At 66.0% G+C, this 20,592-nt stretch carries 7 protein-coding genes, 1 other RNA gene and 4 pseudogenes; 5 read left to right on the top strand and 7 right to left on the bottom strand.

Annotated elements, in window-relative coordinates:
- Positions 1-248: 248 nt before the first annotated feature.
- On the bottom strand, positions 249-959 hold the full coding sequence (locus OG194_RS33380) for an IS5 family transposase (protein WP_327404475.1): 711 nt from the start codon (positions 957-959) through the stop codon (positions 249-251).
- On the opposite strand from OG194_RS33380, the pseudogene OG194_RS33375 reads away from it, so the two are divergent.
- The 5 genes and pseudogenes from OG194_RS33375 to OG194_RS47720 form a co-directional block, all read left to right on the top strand.
- Positions 958-1,800: pseudogene (locus OG194_RS33375) on the top strand (IS110 family transposase); the annotation flags it as partial. The gene OG194_RS33380 and the pseudogene OG194_RS33375 overlap by 2 nt on opposite strands.
- A 539-nt stretch (positions 1,801-2,339) precedes the next feature.
- Positions 2,340-3,605 carry an IS110 family transposase gene (locus OG194_RS33370; RefSeq protein ID WP_327404474.1) on the top strand — a complete coding sequence of 422 codons (1,266 nt, stop codon included), beginning with the start codon at positions 2,340-2,342 and terminating at the stop codon, positions 3,603-3,605.
- Between the two features lie 23 nt (positions 3,606-3,628).
- A pseudogene (locus OG194_RS33365) lies at positions 3,629-4,018 on the top strand (transposase); the annotation flags it as partial.
- Between the two features lie 236 nt (positions 4,019-4,254).
- Positions 4,255-4,863 carry an IS3 family transposase gene (locus OG194_RS33360; protein ID WP_327404473.1) on the top strand — a complete coding sequence of 203 codons (609 nt, stop codon included), beginning with the start codon at positions 4,255-4,257 and terminating at the stop codon, positions 4,861-4,863.
- A 15-nt stretch (positions 4,864-4,878) separates the two neighbouring features.
- Positions 4,879-5,007, top strand: a pseudogene (locus OG194_RS47720) (IS3 family transposase); the annotation flags it as partial.
- A 313-nt stretch (positions 5,008-5,320) separates the two neighbouring features.
- Here OG194_RS47720 and OG194_RS33355 read toward each other — a convergent pair.
- The 6 genes and pseudogenes from OG194_RS33355 to OG194_RS33325 form a co-directional block, all read right to left on the bottom strand.
- Complete coding sequence (locus tag OG194_RS33355; RefSeq protein ID WP_327404472.1) at positions 5,321-5,629, bottom strand: hypothetical protein; 309 nt, start codon at positions 5,627-5,629, stop codon at positions 5,321-5,323.
- A 13-nt stretch (positions 5,630-5,642) separates the two neighbouring features.
- The gene (locus OG194_RS33350; RefSeq protein WP_327404471.1) at positions 5,643-12,548 is read right to left on the bottom strand and encodes a polymorphic toxin-type HINT domain-containing protein; all 6,906 of its coding nucleotides are present in this window, start codon (positions 12,546-12,548) and stop codon (positions 5,643-5,645) included.
- Between the two features lie 147 nt (positions 12,549-12,695).
- The gene (locus OG194_RS33345) at positions 12,696-16,991 is read right to left on the bottom strand and encodes a LamG-like jellyroll fold domain-containing protein (protein ID WP_327404470.1); all 4,296 of its coding nucleotides are present in this window, start codon (positions 16,989-16,991) and stop codon (positions 12,696-12,698) included.
- 1,404 nt (positions 16,992-18,395) lie between these two features.
- Positions 18,396-18,814, bottom strand: an RNA gene (gene rnpB / locus OG194_RS33340) — RNase P RNA component class A.
- Positions 18,815-18,932: 118 nt separating this feature from the next.
- Positions 18,933-19,652: pseudogene (locus OG194_RS47715) on the bottom strand (DMT family transporter); the annotation flags it as partial.
- Between the two features lie 85 nt (positions 19,653-19,737).
- The gene (locus OG194_RS33325) at positions 19,738-20,568 is read right to left on the bottom strand and encodes a helix-turn-helix domain-containing protein (RefSeq protein WP_327404467.1); all 831 of its coding nucleotides are present in this window, start codon (positions 20,566-20,568) and stop codon (positions 19,738-19,740) included.
- Positions 20,569-20,592: the final 24 nt, after the last annotated feature.

Raw genomic sequence — 20,592 nt, 5'->3', positions numbered from 1 at the left:
AGCAGGTTTGGTCTATGTCGTAGAGGGCGTGCCGTGTGCGGTGGTGCTCTTCAAGCTCAGCAGTTCGTGCCTGTCATCGACACCACCTTCGGCGGCTTCGCCTTCATGGTCAGGCCCCGGCTGGCTTCCTCCAGAGACCACCAGCAAGGAGGCTTCCAACCGGAACACCAAGACTTGGTGGAGAAGCACTTGCGGGACCATCAGGCGCTCTCACCCCGGCCTGGTGGTTGTGCGACTTAGACCGTGTCCTACATGGTCAGTTTGAGGAACCGTTTGTAGCAGCAGAGGGCGGATGCCAGGCCGAGAAAGGCCAGGTAGTTGCCTGGTTTCCGTTCGTAGCGGTGGTTGAGGCGGCGGTAGCCGGTCAGCCAGGACATGGTGCGCTCGATGACCCACCTGCGCCGGCCGAGTCGTTCGCTGGACTCGATGCCCTTGCGGGCGATCCGGACGCCGATGCGCTTGCCCCATAACCATCGGCGCAGGTGAGGCACGTCGTACGCCTTGTCGGCGTGCAGGCGTTGAGGCTTGGAATCGGCCGCGTGGGATTCGTGTCCCGTGTGGAAATGGGACAGCATCGGCTTCAGGGCCTGGCTGTCGTGGGTGTTGGCCGCGGAGACTCCGACGCGTAGGGGCAGTCCGTTCGCGTCCGACAGGACGTGCATCTTGGAACCGGGCTTACCCCGGTCCACGGGGCTCGGACCTGTGTGTTCGCCCCCGTTACCTTCTTCGTGGCCTCGCGATGAGGCTCCCGGCCTTCGGCCCCGGCATGACTTCGCCCCCTCGTCGACGATGATCGAAAAAGTGGTGTCACCGGGATCGAAGGCATTGGCAGACCGCTGATTAGAGGCTCGAGCGCCGAACCCGGACCGGGGAAGGCAGTCTCTTCGTAACGTGGATGCCGGCACGCTGATGCCGCAGGTGAGGGCCGGGCAGAGCACGAGCACGGGAGCGAAGGGCATGGCGGACGAAACTGGCGTCGGTGTCTATCTGGGACTGGATGTCGGCAAGGGCGAACACCACGCCACCGCCGTCAACCTCGCGGGGAAGAAAGTGTTCGACAAGCGGCTGCCCAACAACGAGCCGAAGCTGCGGGAGCTCTTCGACAAACTCCGGGCCAAGCACGCAACGGTGCTGGTCGTCGTTGACCAGCCGGCTTCCATCGGGGCTCTGCCCCTGGCAGTCGCCCGGGATGCGGGCTGCCAGGTCGCCTATCTGCCCGGCCTGACAATGCGGCGGATCGCCGATCTTTACCCTGGTGAGGCCAAGACCGACGCCCGTGACGCTTTCGTCATCGCGGACGCCGCCAGAACGATGCCTCACACCCTGCGGACGATCGATCCCGACGATGAGACCGTCGCCGAGCTCGCGATGATCGCAGGGTTCGACGACGACCTGGCGGGCGAGTCCACCCGGACCGCAAACCGACTCCGCGGCCTGCTCACCCAGATCCACCCGTCGATCGAACGTGTCCTGGGCCCACGGATCCAGCACCCGGCTGTGCTCAGGCTGCTGGACCAGTTCGGCTCACCGGCCCAGATCCGCAAAGCCGGAAGGCGACGGCTGATCACGCTGATTCGGCCGAAGGCACCGCGGATGGCCGAACGGCTGGTCGAGGACATCTTCACCGCACTCGACGAACAGACTGTCGTCGTTCCGGGCACCGATGCTGCCGCGCTGATCGTCCCCAGCCTCGCCAGCTCTCTCCAGTCCGTCCTTGACCAGCGCAAACTCCTCGCCGCCCGGATCGAGGAACTCCCGGAGGCCCACCCTAATGGGCAGCGAAGCGAAGCACCGCCAGGCCCACCCGGGCCCTATTGAGGCCTTGAAAGAGACTGCGGGCCTCGCTTCACCTTGGGAGTGGGCTGATAGCCCTGGCTCCACCCAGCGCCTCGAGCGCTAGCAATAGAGCGGGAGTCGGACCGCTCCCGAGGGTGGTTCCGGTCAGGGATCAAGGTCTCTCCGCCACCCGGGTCTTCAGCCCTCTACTGAGACGGATCCGGTCCCTGGCCGGTATCGCCCGGGCTGCCGTACGCGGCCGATCGGAACTTCCTCTTCGGACGGCAGAAATGTCCTGCTGTGGTCCCGGTGAGGCCAGTTTCGGCCGCCGCTCCCCTGCTGCTGACCTGGGCGGATTCGATGTCCGTGGCCTGAGCCATCTGCACGGATCACCTCTCATCCCATCGCGGGCCCGCCAGCCCTTGAGAAGACCGAGGGCCGTGCAGCTCGCTGGGGTTGTGAACGGCTGGTGGGATGTCGTGCCTTGAGCACTTCCATTAGGGAGCACGCGCACCCTGCACAGGCGCTGGCCTGCAGAAACATCGTGATGGAAGGAGTGCTGGATGGAGATCGTTGGGCTACCGACACCCGTGTTCTGCGGTGTGGACTGGGCCGAAGACCACCACGACATTGCCCTGGTCGACGCAGGCGGGAAGCAGCTGGCCAAACTGCGGATCACTGACGACGCTGCCGGGTTCGCCCAGCTCACCGGGTTGCTGGCCGAACACGGAGACACCGAGACAGCGCCGATTCCTGTCGCGATCGAGACCTCCCGCGGACTGCTCGTCGCCCGCCTGCGGGCCACTGGCCGGCAGGTGTTCGCGATCAACCCCCTCGCGGTCGCCCGTTACCGCGATCGTCATTCCGTCGCACGGAAGAAGTCCGACGCCGTCGATGCCGCAGCCCTGGCGAACATTCTGCGAGTGGACATGGCCGCCCACCGTCCGCTGCCTGCGGATTCCGAGCTGGCCCAGGCCGTCGCGGTGCTCGCCCGAGCCCAGCAAGACGCGGTCTGGGACCGCGGCCAGGCCCACAACAAGCTCCGCTCGCAGCTGCGGGAGTTCTATCCGAGCGTCCTGGCCGCATTCGCAGACAAGCGTGACAGGCTGTGTTCCCGCGAAGCCCGCACCGTCCTTGCGGCGGCTCCCACACCCACCGCCGCAGCAAAGCTCACGCGCCGGCAGCTCCAGTCCCTTCTCCGGCAAGCCGGTCGACTCCGCGGGATCGAGGCAGAAACCGACCGGCTCCACGAGGTCTTCCAGCGCGAGTACCTCCACCAGCTCCCACAGGTCGAAGCCGCCCTCGGCCAGCAGGCATCGGCCCTGCTACGGCAGCTCGACACCGCCTGCCGCAACGCCGACCACCTGGAAGAGGCCGCGGCCGAAGCCTTCGAGCAGCATCCGGACGCGCCGATCATCCGCAGCTTTCCCGGCCTCGGCTCCCTGACCGGAGCACGGGTCCTCGCGGAGATCGGCGACGACCGAACCCGGTTCGCAAACGCCGGCTCGCTCAAGGCCTACGCCGGAAGCGCACCCGTCACCCGGGCCAGCGGCAAGAGCTGCGTGGTCATGAGCCGCAGGGTCAAGAACCAGCGGCTGGCCGCGGTCGGCTATGTGTGGGCCTTCGTCTCCCTCACCAGGTCACCGGGGGCACGAGCCCACTACGACCGCCGCAAAGAAGCCGGAGACCGCCACGTCGCCGCCCAGCGGAACCTCTTCAACCGCTTCATGGGAATGCTGTTCCACTGCCTCCAGGCTGGAGCGACCTACGACGAGACGAAGGCCTTCCCGAACCAGCGCTCAACAGAACTCTCCAACGAGGCAGCTTGACTCCTTGTCCGCGTGGGATGTCTCTCTCCCACGTCCTGACCTCGATGCCCGGCATCGGGATCAGGACCGCGGCCCGCATCCTCGTCGACGTGGGCGACGGCAGCGGCTTCGCCACCGCCGGCCACCTCGCCGCCTACGCCGGCCTCGCACCGGTCACCCGGAACTCCGGCTCCTCCATCCGCGGCGAACACTCCTCACGACGCGGAAACAAGCAGCTGAAACGGGCCTTCTACCTCGCCGCGTTCGCCTCGCTCTCCCAGCCCGAGTCACGCGCCTACTACGACCGCAAGCGACGAGAAGGCAAACACCACGTCGCCGCTCTCATCGCGCTCGCCCGACGCCGCATCGACGTCCTCTTCGCCATGCTCCGCGACGGCACCTTCTACCAACCGCCCACACCGGCTACGGCTTGACGAAAGCCATAGAGGCACTTTTTTTAGCGCGGACATGAGCTGAGTCGAGGACTGCACGGGACAGGTCGATTAGGTCCTGCTCGTCCAGCCCCTCCTCCCCACACAGGCCATCGCCCACGATCCAGGGCCACGCTCCCACGCTCCACCACGACACGACTACGGAGGCTGGGTCGCATGATCGTGTTACGAGCTCTACACCTGGCACAAGAACAAGGAGACACGACAGCAGAGGGCGGATGAGGAAGAAGAACTGGCGCGGCAGATCCGGGAGATCCACACCGATTCCCGGGGCGCCTACGGAGCCCTGCGTATCACCCGTGCGTTTGCGGGTGCAGGGGCACGTCGTAAATCGAAAGCTCGTCGCGCGGGTCATGCGGGAACGGTACATCTCCGGAATAACACGCCGGAAATCACGGTCGCTGACGAAACCGGACCGTACGGCGCCACCGACCCCCGACCTCATTCAGCGGGACTTCACCGCACCGATGCCGGGCCTGAAGCTCGTCGGCGACATCACGTGCCTGCCCACAGCCGAGGGATGGCTGTACCTGGCCACGGTAATCGACCTGTGCACGCGTGAAGTCGTGGGCTGGTCGATGGCCAACCACATGCGCACGCAGCTGGTCGATGACGCCATGCGCATGACTCACGCCGGCGGTCACACGACCGGTAACGCGATTTTCCACACCGACCGCGGATCGCAATATACGTCTGCCCAATTCCGGGAAACATTGGCGGAGTTGAACGTCCGCCAGAGTACAGGCCGAACCGGCTCATACTTCGACAATGCGGCCGCCGAGAGCTTCTTCGCCGTACTCAAGTCCGAGATCGGCACCACCGCTTAGCCGACCCGGACGCAGGCCCGGCAGGACGTATTCGGATGGATCGCACAGTATTACAACCGAGAGCGGATCCACTCGACCATCGGCTACCTCACCCCGCATCAGGCACGGACCAGCTATCGGAAACGCCTCGACCTCGCGGCATAAAATGGAAGTGTCGGACCTCAGGGGGTCACTTCACTTCGCCGTAAAGCGTACAACAGCATCAACTCTTTCGACCAACTGCGCCGCCTGCGCGCCTAAGAGAAGGCTCACGCGATTGGGCTTCACAGACGTCGCACTGATCATCGGCTATTCGGCGCCAGGCGCAACGAGTTCACCAGCGAAGCCGCCGACCTGGTGGCCGACCTCCTCAAGCGCGAAGGCGGCTACTTCCAGAGGCCCGTGAGGCCCCGCCGGAAACACATCGGACGGGGCTTCCGGGGTTACATCCCGCGCATTTCACTTGCCATCAAGGCCGCTAATCAAGGTTTCCCAAGATCCCCTGCGGCCCTCCACTTTCCAAAACCGCTTCAAGCGCCTTAATCATTCCGGGAATACCTCCAGTGCGAACGATCACCAAATCCGGGCACTGGAAGTATGCCCCGCCTAGATTTTCTCCGGTATCAGCCCAATGCATCATGATGCGCTCAATCTCCAAGAGCGTCATGATTGTGGCACTCCATCTCGTTCCGTCAGGGAGCGTGACTTCGGCATCCACGTTCTCGACAGTCTCTACTCGATCGTCAGCGCCGAGCATGAACAAGGCCTTGAACTGCGAAGTCTCCACGACATGCAAAGGGCTACTGGCCATAGAGTTGCATCAACCTTCCGATAACTTTGGACTCGTTTCCCTTATCCGACTTGCCTACGATTTGCACCCCACCGTCGGCATTTCGGAAGAACAGACGCCCACCATTAGCTCCTCGCGCATAGGTGACGTCAGTCCCCGCGAGGGCCTTCGATCCGATGCCGGGATTCATGTTTCCATTGGCAAGCTGACTGAATAGATTGTCCAGATCCCGCTGGACCGCCTGATTCTTTCCGGCTTGCTGCGCGGCTTTCGTCAGCAATGAGTCATCGCCAATCGCAGACGACATCGTCACGCTACACGTGGAATTGTGCACCAGGATCGGCGCCGTCCCGGCAACCACATAGTACGTGTGCAGTTGCTCAACGGTGAGGTTGTACATATCGGCCTGACCGGGCCGGGTCTCGACGTCGATGACCTGGATGTGCTGGTTGGTGGCCGTGTTGAGGGTGTGGCCGGGCCGGAGGCTGCCGGCGAGGACCCAGGTGTGCGTGGTGTCGTCCCAGAAGGGGTGGTTGGACGTGGCGTGGAGGGTGGCACTCCGGCCATCGGCGCTGCGGATCGTCACGTCGACGAGGTCGTTGTCGCGGTGAACGATGCGAGCCGTAACGGTCCGCGCTCCCTTGCGCTTACCGGTCTGAGGGTCGGCCGCTGCGACCTGGTCGCCGGGTTTCACTTTGCCTATGGGTTTCGTCTTGCCGTTTTTCAGCAGGACCGGTGTGGCCGGGGTGAAGCTGCATGCCTCTCTCAGCATCGCCACCGTGGCGCTTTCCTCGGCCTCCGCTACGACCGTTCTCGACGCACCACGCGCCAGGAGCCCCCTGCTGACGGACCCCCACGCCAGCGTGGCCACGGTGATCACGTCTTCGACGGCCGCTTCGGCGCAGTCGCCGCGTCCTGTGATGCAGTGGATGGTGGCCTTGACGCCCCACGGGTCGTTCTGGGGGCCGGGCAGCAGGCCTGCTCGTTCAGCCGTGTCGCAGAAGCCGCCGTTCTTGTCGTCGCGGATGTAGCACAGATCCGTGGCGAAGCGGGCCAGGTACTGGCTGTAGGTGGTGTGGCGCGGGTCGAGGATGGCGTAGCGGGCCACGAGTTCTTTTTTCGTGGGGAGTCTGATCCCCTGGATGAGCGGCTGGCCGTCCTTGGCCGTTTTCACTCCGGACTTACTGCCGGTGGTTGTTTTGGTATTGGTGTCTTTGTTGGAGGACTTGTACCTACCGGTCTTGTTGATGCTGGCGATGTTGTCCTGGGAGCAGCCGGGATTGCTCGGGCCGCAGCTTTCGAGCCCGGTGGGGTCGGAGCGGGTGACGGGGCTGTTGTTGCTGTAGCTGTAGCCGTTGATCTGCTGCGGGTCCGCCGCGTCCAGCACCGGGTCGGCGGACAGGAATCGGCCGGTGGCGGGGTCGTAGTCGCGGGCGCCGAGGTGGGTCAGGCCGGTGCTGGTGTCCTGGGTGCCGCCGACGAAGCCCTTGTCGCCCGGCCAGTTTGTCGGTGCCTTGCCTCGTGCGGCGCCGAAGGGGGTGGAGCGGCGCTGCTGCAGGGTCAGGTCGGTGGCGTTGATGGCGAGTTCGGATGTGCCGTGGTGGTCGCCGATGAGGAAGCTGAGCTTGTTGTCGTCGGTGCGGATGGCCTGGTTGCCGTCGCCGAGGTCGTAGTAGCGGGTCGCCTTCGGTGTGGTGGCATTTTTGGCCAGGGTGATCTGGGTGCCGCCGAGGTAGAGCGTGGTGTCCGTGTCGGTGTGGGTGATCAGGCGGTTGCCGTCGGCGTCGTAGACGTATGAGGTGGTCTTGGTGCCGCCGCTACCGTCGGGCTTGCTCACCTGTGCGAGGTGGCCTTCCGCGTCCCAGGTGAGGGTCTGCTTGTCACCGCTGAGGGTGCGCGTCTGTGTGTTGCCCGCGCTGTCGTAGGTGTAGCCGTCCTGGGAGACGCCGTTGGGACCTGTGGTGTCGACCTGGGTCAGGATGTGGGGCTGCTTGCCGCCTGCGGCCGGGTACTTGTAACCGCGTTTGACGTCCTTGGCCGTGTCGCCGGTGGCGTCGTGCTGGGTTTCCGTGAGCCGGTTGCCGCTGAGGTCGTAGGTGTACGACTGCCAGTACGGGGCCGGGCCCCCGAGCACCGAAGCCGACGGGGTCGTGGCGCAGGTGGTGGTGTTCTGGGCCCAGGCATCAGTGAGGCGGCCGAGATAGTCGTAGGTGTAGCACTGGTTGTCGGTGCCGTCGCGGGAGACGTCCGAGAGGGAGGTGATGTTGCCGGCCTCGTCGTAGCCATACGTTGCCGACTTGTCGGTGCCCGCCATTCCGTCGCGGTACACGCTGGAGCTGTGGAGCCGCTGGGTGCCCCACTCGTATGCGTTGTAGATGTCCGTCTTCGCAGCTCCGGCGGCCTTGTACGTGTACTGCATCGCCTTGCCGGTGTAGCTGTAGACGGTGTTGGTGACGTAGGTGAGACCGCCGCTGCCGGAGAGGGTCTTGGGGCGCAGCACGTCGTCGTAGACGGGAGTCACGGCCTCGGCGGTCAGGCTGCCCGCGGCCGGGTAGCCGACCGACGCCACGGTGCCGTCGATGTTGTAGCCGACGTTTGTCTGGTAGGAGCCCTTGAGCCCGGTGCCTTCGGAGTCGGGAATCGTGACCGTGGTGCGGCGCGCCCTGTAGAGGGCGTCGTACTGGCTGTAGGTGGTGGTGTAGGCGTAACCGCTCGCCCCGCCGACGTAGCGAGTGGCGGTGGACAGCTGGCCCTTGAAGCCGCTCGGGTCCCAGACGTGCATAGTCAGCAGGGTTCCGGAGGCGTCGCCGTCGTGGGTTTCGGTCTCCCGACCGAAACCGTCGTAGATGTGCGTGATCTTCTTGCCGCGGCTGTCGGTGGTGGAGACCAGTTGGTTGCGGTCGTCGTACTCCGACGTCGCGGTGCCCTTGTCCGGGTCGGCTGCCAGCTTCTGGTTGCCGCGCTGGTCGTATTCGTACTTCCAGACGTTGCCTGCCGGGTCGGTGAGCTTGGTCAGCTTGCCGGCCGGGTTGTACTCGTAGTGCGTCTGATCGTAGGCGCCTGTCGGTGTGGCGGCGTGGTATTGGAGCAGGTCGGTGGTGTTGCCGCGGGCATCCGTGATGGTCGTAGTCGGAGTGGCGCCCTTGGGCGGGGTCACGGTGACCCGGTCGCCCCCGTAGGCGGTGACGGTCGTCGACAGGACCGTGCCGTTGTCGCCGTTGCCTGCGATCTGCTGCGATTTGGTGACGCGGCCGAGACCGTCGTAGGCGTTCCAGGTCTGTGTCTCCACCGCCAGCGCTTCATCCAGGGTCAGCAGGCTCGTGGAGGGGGCGCTGGTGTTGTAGTACGGGGCGAAGGCCTTGGTGGTCAGGCCGCGTTCGTCGTAGAAGGTGTCGCTGATCAGTCGGCCGCCGTCCGGTCCCGGAGCCTGGGTCTGGCGGGGGCGGAGGAAGCCGTCGTAGAGGGTGTAGGAGGTTTTGCGGCCCGTTCCGTACAGGGTGGTCGTACCCACCGCGAACGGCTTGCCGTCGGTGATGGTGTAGGAGAACTCGTAGTTCGGGGTCTCACTGTTGGCCTTGGAGCGGTTGGGCAGCCAGACCTTGAGTTTGCGGCCGAGCGCGTCGTACGTGGTGTCGGTGCGCTTGATGTTGGTGTCCACCACAGTGAGGGGGAGGCCCCTGACGGTGTCGTACGTGGTCGTGGTGGTCTGTGCGGTGGCTGTGTTTCCCGTTACGGAGGCCGGGGTGATGGTGATGGTGGAGCCGGTGGGGAAGCCTGCCGTCGGCGTGTAGGCCGTCGTAGTGGTGAGTCCCCCGGTGCGGTCGGCACGTACCGGCGCGGTGGTCTCCGTCGCGGTGACCGTGCCGGTGATGTCCGTCGCGGAACTCTGGCGACCGTAACTGTCGTAGGTCGCGCCTGCCTCGGTGTAGGTCGCGGTGGTCCCGTCATGGGACTTCAGCGTCGCCGTACGGGTGGCGTCGCCCTTGGTGGGGGCGGCTCCGTAGGCCTGCCCGTCGTAGGCATTGCGGATGTCGACGACGACGTCCTTGGAGCGGTCCGGGGTGTCCGCGCATTTGACCGCGACGGATTCCACCCGGGAGGGGCCGTCGAGGATCCAGGCGCTGGTGTTGTCGACGTAGGTGGTACGCGTGCACTGGTTGTCCGTTGAGATGGATTCGTCGCCGAAGTCGTCGGTCTGGGTGATGCGTCCGGCGGTGTCCTCGAAGGCATTCGTCTGATAGGTGGTGCGCCACTTGCTGCCTGCGCCATCGTCCAGGGAGGTCCAGGTGCGGGTGGAAGCGGTGCCGGTCAGGTTGGCGGTGGCGCTGCCCCAGATACGGAGACGTACCGCGGTCTGGTGGTGCCACGGAGTGCTGACGGTCTTGCCCAGGAGCCTGCCACCAGGGCCGCTGTACTGCTCCGTCTTGTACTCGAAGCCGGCTGCGGACTCGTGGTCGGTGATGGTCCCGCCGTTGTCGTCGGACACGGTGACGGATTTGGTGCCGCCGGCCGGAGCCGCCTTGTCGCCGTCCATACCGCGCAAGAAGTAGTGGTCGGTCTGCGACTTCATCCCGACCGGGTCCTGGCCGCCGGTCTGAACCCGCACATGGGCATAGCCACGCCAGGTTGACCAGGTCTTGTACTTCTCCTTGGTCAGACCGTCATCGTCGTCGTAGTGCCAGGCCGCTCCGTCGAGATAGCTGTAGCGAGTGACCATCTCCGGGGAGGCTTTGGTGCGGTCGGTCTCGGTGACCGAGTCGACCACGTACTTGTTGAACCATTGCAGGGTCGGATCCGCATCGCCTTCCTTGGTGTAATAGGCGGGGAAGCACCGGGTCGTGTTCGTCTCGGGCTTCGGCAAACTGGAGGCGTCACAAGCCGCTGCGGAGTACTGCACCGACACCTGGCCGCCGGATTCGTCGGAGATCCCGGACAGGCGCTCCTTGATGAACGCGGACGTGTCGTCCCCGGCTGTCTTGAGACGGTTGGTGCGCTGGTCGTAGGCGAAGGCGACCTTGGGCAGGGTGATCTCTGGGGTGGCCGCCTTGCCGGTGTGCTGGATGGACTCCAACAGCAACTGGTAGTCGATGTCCGACATGCCCCAACGGTGGTTGAGGGCCCAGGAGTCGATTGCCTGGTACGTGCCGTCCGACTGCAGGACCTTGGTCGTAACCGCGCTGAGCTGCTTGCGGGTCCAGAACGAGGGGCTGGCGGTGTAGCAGTCGGCGCCGGATTTGCAGTTCAGGTCCCACGGGGTGTCGTACCAGTAGAACTTTTTGTCGTCGATCGTCGAGGCGTCGCAGGTGACGCCTGTTTCGGGCAGGCAGCGCTCAAGGGAGGTGAAATCCACCTTGGCCAGCGCCGCCCCGTACATGGACGCGGACTTCAGGCCGTAGTCGATGTGGTCCAGAGACCCGCCGCGGTCATAGGGGGTCTCATCGGCCGCTGTCCGGTTCCGGGCGTAGTAGTTTCCCTCCTTGTTGTAGTAATAGGCGATCGCATTGCCGTGGGTGTCGACGGCGTAGTCCAGGTTCCATCGCCAGCCCTGCTGACACCACGAGCCGGCGAATGTGGCAGCGTGGCACGGGTCAGATTCGTCGTTGCCGAAGACCGGCGTGGTCCAAGCCGAGTTCGTCTCCGACTTGCCGGATGTCCAGCCCGGAAGCCGGTTGTAGCCGAAGAAGTACTGGGTGCCGTCCGTGGTCGTGACCCGCCAGTACTCGTCGTTGCGAGCATTGTTGGACCGGACGTCGTTGGTGTCCGCGCCGTAGACGCGATCGACCTTGGTGCCGTCGTCGCCCTTGATCCTGAAGGTGTTCTTGCCCGTTGCGATCAGCTCACCGGAGTGCCCGTTGAACGACAGCGTCGCGTTGTCGTACGCCCAGCACAGGTCGCCCGGTTTGGTGCCGTCAGCGTTCTTCACCCCGTCGTCGGCGCACGACTTGTAGCTGCGCTCGATGAAGCCGGGCCACAGGCTGAATCCGTCGCCTGCCCAGGAGGCCTGGTTGTTGGTGTTCGCCGTACGGCCGTCCACGGTCCCGGAGGCGTACGACAGACCCACCTGCGGGGTGAAGGAGCCCGGTACCTCGGGCACGGGCATGTCGTACGACCAGCTGAAGTCCCCGGTGTTCAGGTTGGTCTGCCACGCGGAGGAGGCCGAGAGCTCGGTGGCCTTGTAGTCACCCTGGTCGCTTGACGTACCGGTGGTCGCCGCCAGCAGCGTCGTGGCCGCACTGCCGCTGCTGTCCGCTGCTGACAACGGCACCGCGGCGGCCGTGAGGGTCTTCGCCTTCACATCGTTGTGGGTGGGGATCGTCTGCGCGGTGGAGCACTTTGCGGTGCCGGGGTGGGTCGCCGCGCACGCGGGCAGCCGGATCAGCTTGAGCCGCGCCGCATACGCGCCGCCGTACGCCTGCGCGAACTTCGAGTAGTCCACGCTGACACCGACCGAGTCTCCCTTCGTCCCAGTCTGGGGCCGCACGGAGAACAACACTCCGTCCACACCGGCGCGTTCGGTGCTCTTACGGTCCAGCACACGCACCGTGGCCGTACCGGTCAGGGATGTACGGGCCGTGGCTTTCTTGCCCTTGGCCGGAGGAGTGGCGGCCAGGGAGATCGGCAGGTCACCTGCCCGGACGGCTGTGATCCCTGTTTGAGATCGCAGTGTGACAGTCGCAGAACCGGCCTTCGCCCAGGCCCGTTTGGGCGCGGACTTCGGCGCGCGTGGCTGATGGTCCGAGACTCGCGGCAGTGGCTTGACGCTGTGCCCGGTCAACGGCTTCTCCGAGGCGGGAACCTTGATGTCGGTTGCTGCGGCGGGCTCGGCCACCGCCGCCTGGATCAGGGTGCCGACCAGTACGGCGGAAACCGTCAGGGCGACTCTGCGCCGGATGCACGTCCGTGCCCTCGCTGTCATGGCTCGCTCCATCACTCTGCCCGTCGTCCCGTGCCGCCTCACCCCGACTGGCAGGGCTTCGACCGGAAATGGCCTTGATGCTTGGGTACTTGCTGCTCGCTGCCGGTGCGGCTGCCTGTCTGTCGGCAGCCGCACCAGGCCGCCGTGTCAGGGGCCGGTCGTGGTGCCCAGGTCGACACCGCTGTTGAGGCTTTGGATCTGTGTGTCGGCGGCGGCGCCTTGGAGGACCCAGACGTCGTCGATCGCACCGCTCCAGTAATCGCCCCAGGTACTGGCGCCGGTCTTGAGCCGGCCCAGTTGCAGCCCCTTGGCCGCCGCGAACGGCAGGACCGAGTAGTTCCAGGACACCTGTTCCTCGCTGCACGTCGTGTCGTCCAGGCACGACATGCCCTGCACCTGGCCGTTCACATACAGCGCGATCCGCCCGGCGTAGGCGTCGTAGACGACCGCGACGTGGTTCCAGTCGTTCTCCTGGAACTGGGAGTGTTCAGCCGTGGAGGCGGTTGCCGTCGTGGAATCGGCGTTGCGCGTGACGAGTTGCCAGCGACCGGCGGTGGCCGGGGTGGTCGCGTCGGGCACGTACCGCACCGCGAACGCGTTGGTGTTCGCCCCGGCCATACTCATCACCGTCATCGGCTTCGTCGGCCGACCCGCTGTCGTCGCCCAGGCCGACGCGGTGAAACTCCTGCTGGTGTCGATGGGCGAGGTGCTGGTGGCCGCGTAACCGGTGGTGCCGTTCAACGTCAGTTCGCCGACGCCGATCTTCACGTTGGGGTCCGTCAGGTAGACGGAGGCCCCGTTCCCCAGTGTCAGTGGGTGTGCCGTGTGGTCTTCGCGGACCAGGTCGTCGGGGGAGAGCGTTCCGGACTGGGCGTCCAGCTTCCAACGGCCCTCCACCGCAGGTCGGTTCTCGAACGACTCAGCGATCTCCGGTGCGGACAGGGCCCTGTCGTACAGCTGCACATCGGAGATCTGGCCGGGAAAGAAACTGGATGCCGTACCGCTGAATCTGCTGGCCCCGATCAGTACCGGACCGCCGGCATAGAACGGCGCGTCGACCTTGGCCGTCGCCACCCATTTGCCCTGAACATACAGCCGCAAGTCATCGGTGACAGCGTCGTAGGAACCCACGACGTACGTCCACTCGCCCCCTGGCGCCAGTGCTGCGTCGCCCTGAGAGGCTCGGATGGCAACACCGTCCGTGCTGTCCTTCGAATACTGGTTGAACGTCCAGCCGTAGGAAGCCGAGTAGTACAGCTCGAACCCCGGCATCACGGTGCCGGCCTGAGTCGCGATCACCGCACCGTGTGTGGGCTTGGTCTTGGTCAGTTTCGCCCAGGCCGTCACCGAGAAACTGGTCTGGTTGTTCAGGTCCGGACCGGGCGTGGCGGCGTAGTCGTCCACGCCGTCCAGGCTCAGCGCCGTACCCGCACGGCCCGGATCGCCGAGCTTCGCCCCGCCCTTGAGAACCGCCGGATTCACATCCGCACGGCCCGTCACCTGCGCCGTCGGATTGCCGTCGGTGTCGGTGGCCGGCTCATCCAGCGGGAACACTGCCCGCGCCGGACGACCACTGCCGATGGAGTTCTTGTTGTAGAGGTCGCTGACCTCCGTGGCCGACAGAGGCTTCTCGAAGACGCGAACCTCGTCGATCGTGCCTGGGAAAAAGGATCCGGGTGTTCCGCTGTGCGAGCCGGCGCCGATCTGCAGACCCCGTCGAGCGTCCCAGGGGGTGGAATACGGCGCTGTCCCGGCCAACACTCCGTTGACATAGAGCGACAGTTGGTTGGCGCCCGCGCCGTAAGTGCCGACGAGATGCACCCATTGACCAGCCTTGACCCCGCCCGCGGCCGCCTGCTCCGCCTGCACGGGCGTCGCGGAGGCGGTGTCCGCCGTGTACTGGTCGAACGCCCACCGGTCACGGGACTTGGAGTAGTACAGCTCGAAACCCGGGGCGTTGTTGCCCAGCTGTGCCGCGATCACCGCTGCCGTGTCCGGCACCTTGTCGAGCTTTACCCAGGCAGCCACGGAAAAACTGATCGACGTGTCCACTGCCGGGATGTCCGACACCAGGTAGTCGTCCACGCCGTCCAGGGAGACTGCGGTGCCCTTCACGCCCGAGGCCCCCAGAGTGGGGCCTCCCTCCAGGTCCAGGGTGCGCGTGCCGGCGCTGCCTTCGGCCTGGGTGGCGCCGGACGCCTCGTCCAGCTTCCACTGCGCGCGCGTCGGCTGACCCGCCTTCACCCTGTACATGTAGCGGGCGATCTCGCTGCCGGTGCCCGCCGCGTTGAAAGACTTGACGGACAAGAAATTCGCGCCGGCCCTGGTCGGCCGGAAGGTAATCGACTTGGCGGCCCCACCGGAGGTGCTCACCTCGTTGTCCGCAGATGGATCAGCGTTGATCCCGTACCAGTACTTGGTCACGCCGTTGTCCGACGAGGACATCGTGAAAGTGCCGTTCCGTCCTACACCGTCGTACACCGGATCGTTCGGATCGCTGTCGTCGGCGGCCGGATAGTCGCCCGACGCGACGGTCGGCGCGGGCGGCACGGAGGTGTCCCAGACGAAGTAGCACCCCGTGGCCGAGCCCGCGGCCGACCATGGAGACGCGCTGTAGTAGGTGTCTTCGTCGTAGTCCCAGGCCCGCGCGAACCAGGCGATCGTCTTGTTCTTCGGAATCGCCTTCCCGGAGAGTGTCTCGGTCAACCTGGTGGAGAAGTCGGAGCCGGATGACTTCGGTGTCATTCTCGCCGAGGTCCACTGGGCGGCGAAGCCGCTGCCGGCGTCCCACCAAACCTGGAACTGCACACTGACCTGGTCCTTGTCCGGGTCCGTCACATCGCTCGCCGTGATGGTCGGAAGTGAGTTGATGGCCACCTTGGTGTCCGGCGTGTGGCACGTACCGCCGCGTGACATGGTCAGCTGCTTCATCGCGAGCTGCTTCGGCGTCTGGTTGTACTTCACCCGCAGATATGCGTCGTCCGAGAACCGCTTCCAGCCGTACTTGTCGTCCTCGCTTGCCGCCTTGAGCCCGAACGTCGTGTACGAGGAGTCGTTGGCGGCCGCGTACTTCACCCCGGCGGTCGCATCGAACTCCACATCGCCCGCCGGGCAACCGGAGCCTCCGCCCTTGGCCACCGACCGGGCATCCAGCTGATCGATCCAGAACCCGGTCCCCGAGGTCTGGTCGTTCCACGTCGTCGACGAGGTGATATTCTTGGTCCGCCACAACTGCACCGACCGCGCCTCGCAGGAGCCGGACCACGTCTCGTGCGCCACGAACGTCGCTTTCAGAACCGACTTGCCGCCAAACTTGCCGGTCGGAAACCGGAAGAGGACCCGCTTCAGGTCATACGGAGCGCAGTAGTCCCACCCGCAGTAGCCCACACCTGCATCCGAGTCCCCGTTGAACCGCCACTGCGGCGAGGACGCCCAGTAACGCGAGACCATCGTCCACTCCCCCGCCTTCGGGGTGTAGGTCTGCGGATCGATGTAGACCGGGAACGTCGTGCCAGGATCCGTCAGCAGATCCTGATCCGGCGTCAGCCTCAGCTCATCGCCGGCCGACGCCACCTCCACTCCGATCGGCGCGATGTTCGCCGCATCCCCCGGCCCATCCTCAGCAGCGGAGTCGGCGGCATCCACGGCCGTCTGCCCCGCACCTCGAACCAACTGCGTCTGCGGGCCCGTCGCCTCCGTCGAGTCCCACATGACGGGCTGCGCCGCCTGGAAGACGACGCCGCCCGCCGCCTCGTCCACTGCTTCCAAACCGCCGGACGTGCTCTTCTGCAGATCCAGTCCCGTGGAGCCGACGCCCAGCTTCAGTTCGGCGAGCGCCGGGTTCTTCGCCGCCTCGACGCTGTTCACGACCAGCAACTGCGAAAAGCCCTCGCCGGTCGCCCTCACCTTCAGATCGACGTCCGGAAGCACGTCCGCGTACGTCGCAGTGTCTGCATCCAAGGTCGGCGCAGGAAGCGTTGTCGGCCACGAGAACGACAGTTCCTTGCCCGTGCGCTCCAACGACACCAACGGACCTGTGCCGCCGCCGGAGAACACGATCCCGACCGCGGAGGCGTTCGGCGTCACAGTGCCGTCGGACCGACTGGCCAGGGTGTTGTCGATCGCCTTCCACTGTCCATCGGTCCAGGTACGCACCGGCCGAAGGTGCTGCACCGCCTCCAGCCGACCGTCGGGGGTCGCGTACACCTCACCCGACTCGGTACGCAGAGAGGTGACCTCGACGTTGGTACCGCCCGACTCGGCCGCATCCTCAGCAGCGGAGAGCGTCACCGCAGTCTTGGTTCCGCCCGTGCCGGTCGACCGCTCCTCGGCGTGGGCCGGGGCGCCGACGCCCGTCGACGGCACGACGCTCGCCAAAACCGCAGCCGCAATCACGGTGATCAGCGATTGGCCCACACCGCGCCGTCTTCGGAACACGCTCATTTTCCCCCGCCCCCGACCTCACAGAGTCCCCACCCGGAAGTCACAAGATCCTCAAAAGTAAGGGGACCTTACCCAGCCCTTACTCGCACGCGTCAAGGGCTGGCCACCAAAGCCTCCAGCGCACCTTTTGAGGCAAGCCGGGCCACTCCAGCCACATATCCGAAGCGTCGGATTGAAGCGCTAAATGAATCTTTAGCCCACTTCACACGAGGCTCATGTCCCGACATAGGCAGCATGCGCAACGTCGAGATCCGGACACCCACCACACGACGTCGACTGCACAAGTACGGCTTAGCTTTACCTGGATTTGAGATTCTCCACGGAGCGCGTTCAGTCACCGAATCGCCACCGACCGGTCCCAAACTCGCAGTCAGCGCAGGTTCCCACTGCCAACGCCCGCCTGCTGACCAGCAGCACCACCTGCAGACGCTGTGGGAGCGGCACGAGGGTCAACAGACTCGTCGTGCACCGTTTCGCCGGAGGCAGTCACCGGGAACCACCCATACGAAGCCGGATCAGCTCCTACGGCACAACCCCCGTTCCGGAAAGCACCAGCTCACGACGGCTGCAGGACCGTACAGATGTTGTCGGCGCCACCCCAAGGACTCGAACCTGCCGCCTGTCGGCGACGGGTGAATCGTTAAGCCGACGCCGACAGTAAGCGCCCCCGCTCGACACGTTCGCATGCCTCGCGTCGGACGACGGCGAGGACACGGTGCCGACCTCACACACGGCTGATCTGCAGTCAGCGCCATCGGCGGCCCCGAGCCGATTCGATGCGGGCAATGACCTGCACATTCCGCGCACTTGATCGACTACACCGTCGGACGGGACGCCACCTCCGCAGGTATGCCTTGCACTACTTCTCCAAACGCGGGAACGCCCCCAAGTCGCACGCAAGGCAGCACAGAGATGGGCAAGCCTCGGCAGTCGAACAAGGAGATCCCGACCACCACCGCCGCCGCCGCCGCACCAAGTCTGTGCGGCATACAAGCGCCTATGTCCAGTCTCGACAGATTTCACCGCCGCACGCGGGGGTTCCATCCGCCGCGTCCAACGACACCCGAGAGAGCGCTATCGGTAGCTGTCTCGACATGCTGCGCGAGTGACGTCACCCATCCTGGCCCGAGCACGGCTCGCTAGAGGAGGCGCCATCGGTGCTCAAGTTCAGCCCGAGCAGGTCAGCAAGAGGACACCGCGTACATGTACTTCAGCGTGCAGCCGGTGCCGGGATGTCCACTACAGATCGACATCGGACCGCATTTGATGCCCGGAATGCCAAATACGTCGCACGCGCAGTGGACAGGGACGACGATACTTGCAGCCCGAATTCGCCCCCGAATCGACCCGGACAGCTTGTTCAGCGAGAACACATGTCCTCTGACCTGCGAAAATAAAGAGCGGCAGACGAGTCAGGCTATACGCCGGGTTCTGTGTCCGGGAGGACCTCACGATCCCCCCGGCGACGGCCATCCATCTAGGACCGGTGTTGCCACCGGCCTCGTGCGGTCTACCCGCGGACTCGGGCGGGCAGCCCTCGAACGTCCGCGCAGGAGCCCCTTTCCATTCCTAGGAAGGAACTCCCTTTTGACCTTGCTCCGGGTGGGGTTTACCTAGCCGCCTGAGTCACCTCAGGCGCTGGTGGTCTCTTACACCACCGTTTCACCCTTACCGGGGACCGAGGTCCCCGGCGGTCTGTTTTCTGTGGCACTGTCCCGCGGGTCACCCCGGGTGGCCGTTAGCCATCACCCTGCCCTGTGGAGCCCGGACGTTCCTCGGGAAGTCCCCCTAGGGGCACTCCACGCGACCGTCCGCCCGGCTCGTCTGCCGTGTCGACCATGCTACCGGGCGGGCACCATCCCTCCGACCGGTGGCCGCCGTCGCCAGCACCGACCCCGCCAGGATCAACGTGAACGCCACCGCGATACCCACCGTCAACGCCTCCCCCAGGAACAGCGCCCCCGCCGCCACCGCCACCGCCGGATTGACGTACGTGATCACCGTCGAACGCGTCGGACCGACCTCCTTGATCAGCTCCAGGAAGGCCACGAACGCCACCGCCGTGCAGATCACTCCCAGGCCGGCGAGAGAGGCCAGGACCTGAGCCGAGGGCATCGTGGACGGCCAGGTCAGAGCCGCCGCCGGGGCGTAGACGATCGCCGCCAACGCCAGGCATGGGGCGGTCAGTTGGAGTGTCGGGACGTCCTTCAAGTGGCGGGCCGCTATCAGCGGTGCCGTCGCATAGCCCAGCACCGTCAGCAGCACCTCCACCAGCGAGCGCGCGTCGCCGCCCGTCAGATGCGGGACCGTGAGGACGGTGACCCCGGCCAGGCCCAGTGCCAGGCCCGCCACCCGCCGGGCGCCCAATCTCTCCGTCTCGCCGAAGAAGCGCGCCATCAGCACGCCCACGATCGGTACACCCGCGATCAGCAGGCCCGCCGTAGAGCTGGACAGGTGCCGTTCCGCGTCTGTCAGCGTGAACCACGGGCCGATGATCTCGATGCACGCGAAGGCCAGCATCGGGCGCCAGTGCGTCCGGACCGTGCGGGTCAGGCCGCCCTGGCGCAGGGCGAAGGGCAGGAGGAGTACGGCGCCCAGGGCGCAGCGCGTGAAGACGACCATGGACGGGGACAGCGGGGCGTCCACCGCCACCTTGATCATCAGGTAGGGGACGCCCCACACCACTCCCATCAGGGAGAACAGGAACCAGCCGCGTGCAGTCATACGGCGAGTCTGCGCCGGCCCCTCAGAGGGAGTCTTGAACGCTGTTGCGGTACGCCGCCGGCGTCACCCCCAGCACCCGCCGGAACCACCGCGTCAGATGCGCCTGGTCCGCGAAGCCCACCTGCGCCGCCACCTCGGCGGGCCGCCCGCCCGCGTCCAGCAGACCGCGCGCCCGGGTCACCCGGTACTGGGCCAGCCACGCGTACGGCGGTATCCCCATCGCCGTACGGAAGGCGCGGAGGAGCTGGTAGCGGGACAGGCCGAAGTCCGCTGCCAGGGACGAGAGGGACGGTGGGGTCAGTAGTTCGTCCGCCAGGCGGTCCCGCACCGCGTGGGCCACCCAGGCCGCGCCCGGGATCTCGTCCGACACCGGGCGCGATGCGGAGTGGCGGCGGACGAGGGCCGTGAGGAGCCACGGGAGGCGGGACTCCGCCTCCAACGGGTCCGGGCAGAGGCTGAGTTGGGTGTGCGCCGAGCGCAGCGCCACGGCCAGTTCGGCGTCGTCGAGGAGCGGCTCGCGGAAGTGCGGGAGGGCCGCGCCGAGGATGCCGTCCGTCAGCAGTCCCGGGTCGGCGTAGAGGGCTCGGTAGGCGTAGCCGTCGGTGGTGGTGCCGGGGCCGCCCGTGTGCATCTCGCCGGGGGCGAGTACGACGATGGAGCCCGGCTGCGTGCGGATGTGGCCGCCGCGGTAGTCGATGAGTTCCGAGCCGCCGACGCAGACGCCGATCGTGAACTCCTCGTGCGCGTGCGGGGCGTAGACATGCCGGTCGAAGCGGGCCGTCAGGAGGTCGAGCGGCGGGCCGCAGTGGCCCAGTCTCGCCCTCGTCCACAGTGCCTGCTCACGTGCGCTCACCGGCCGCACCCCCTCTCCTCCACA

The organism is Streptomyces sp. NBC_01288 (genome assembly GCF_035982055.1).
Lineage (GTDB): Bacteria > Actinomycetota > Actinomycetes > Streptomycetales > Streptomycetaceae > Streptomyces.
The sequence above is the reverse complement of the archived record's forward strand: the minus strand, read 5'-3'. Positions and strand labels throughout refer to the sequence as shown.

Bases quoted from the DNA above. Each gene is read 5' to 3' on its own strand.
- OG194_RS33360 (WP_327404473.1), top strand. From the start codon at position 4,255: ATGAGGAAGAAGAACTGGCGCGGCAGATCCGGGAGATCCACACCGATT.
- OG194_RS33350 (WP_327404471.1), bottom strand. From the start codon at position 12,548: ATGACAGCGAGGGCACGGACGTGCATCCGGCGCAGAGTCGCCCTGACG.
- OG194_RS33370 (WP_327404474.1), top strand. From the start codon at position 2,340: ATGGAGATCGTTGGGCTACCGACACCCGTGTTCTGCGGTGTGGACTGG.
- OG194_RS33380 (WP_327404475.1), bottom strand. From the start codon at position 959: ATGCCCTTCGCTCCCGTGCTCGTGCTCTGCCCGGCCCTCACCTGCGGC.
- OG194_RS33345 (WP_327404470.1), bottom strand. From the start codon at position 16,991: ATGAGCGTGTTCCGAAGACGGCGCGGTGTGGGCCAATCGCTGATCACC.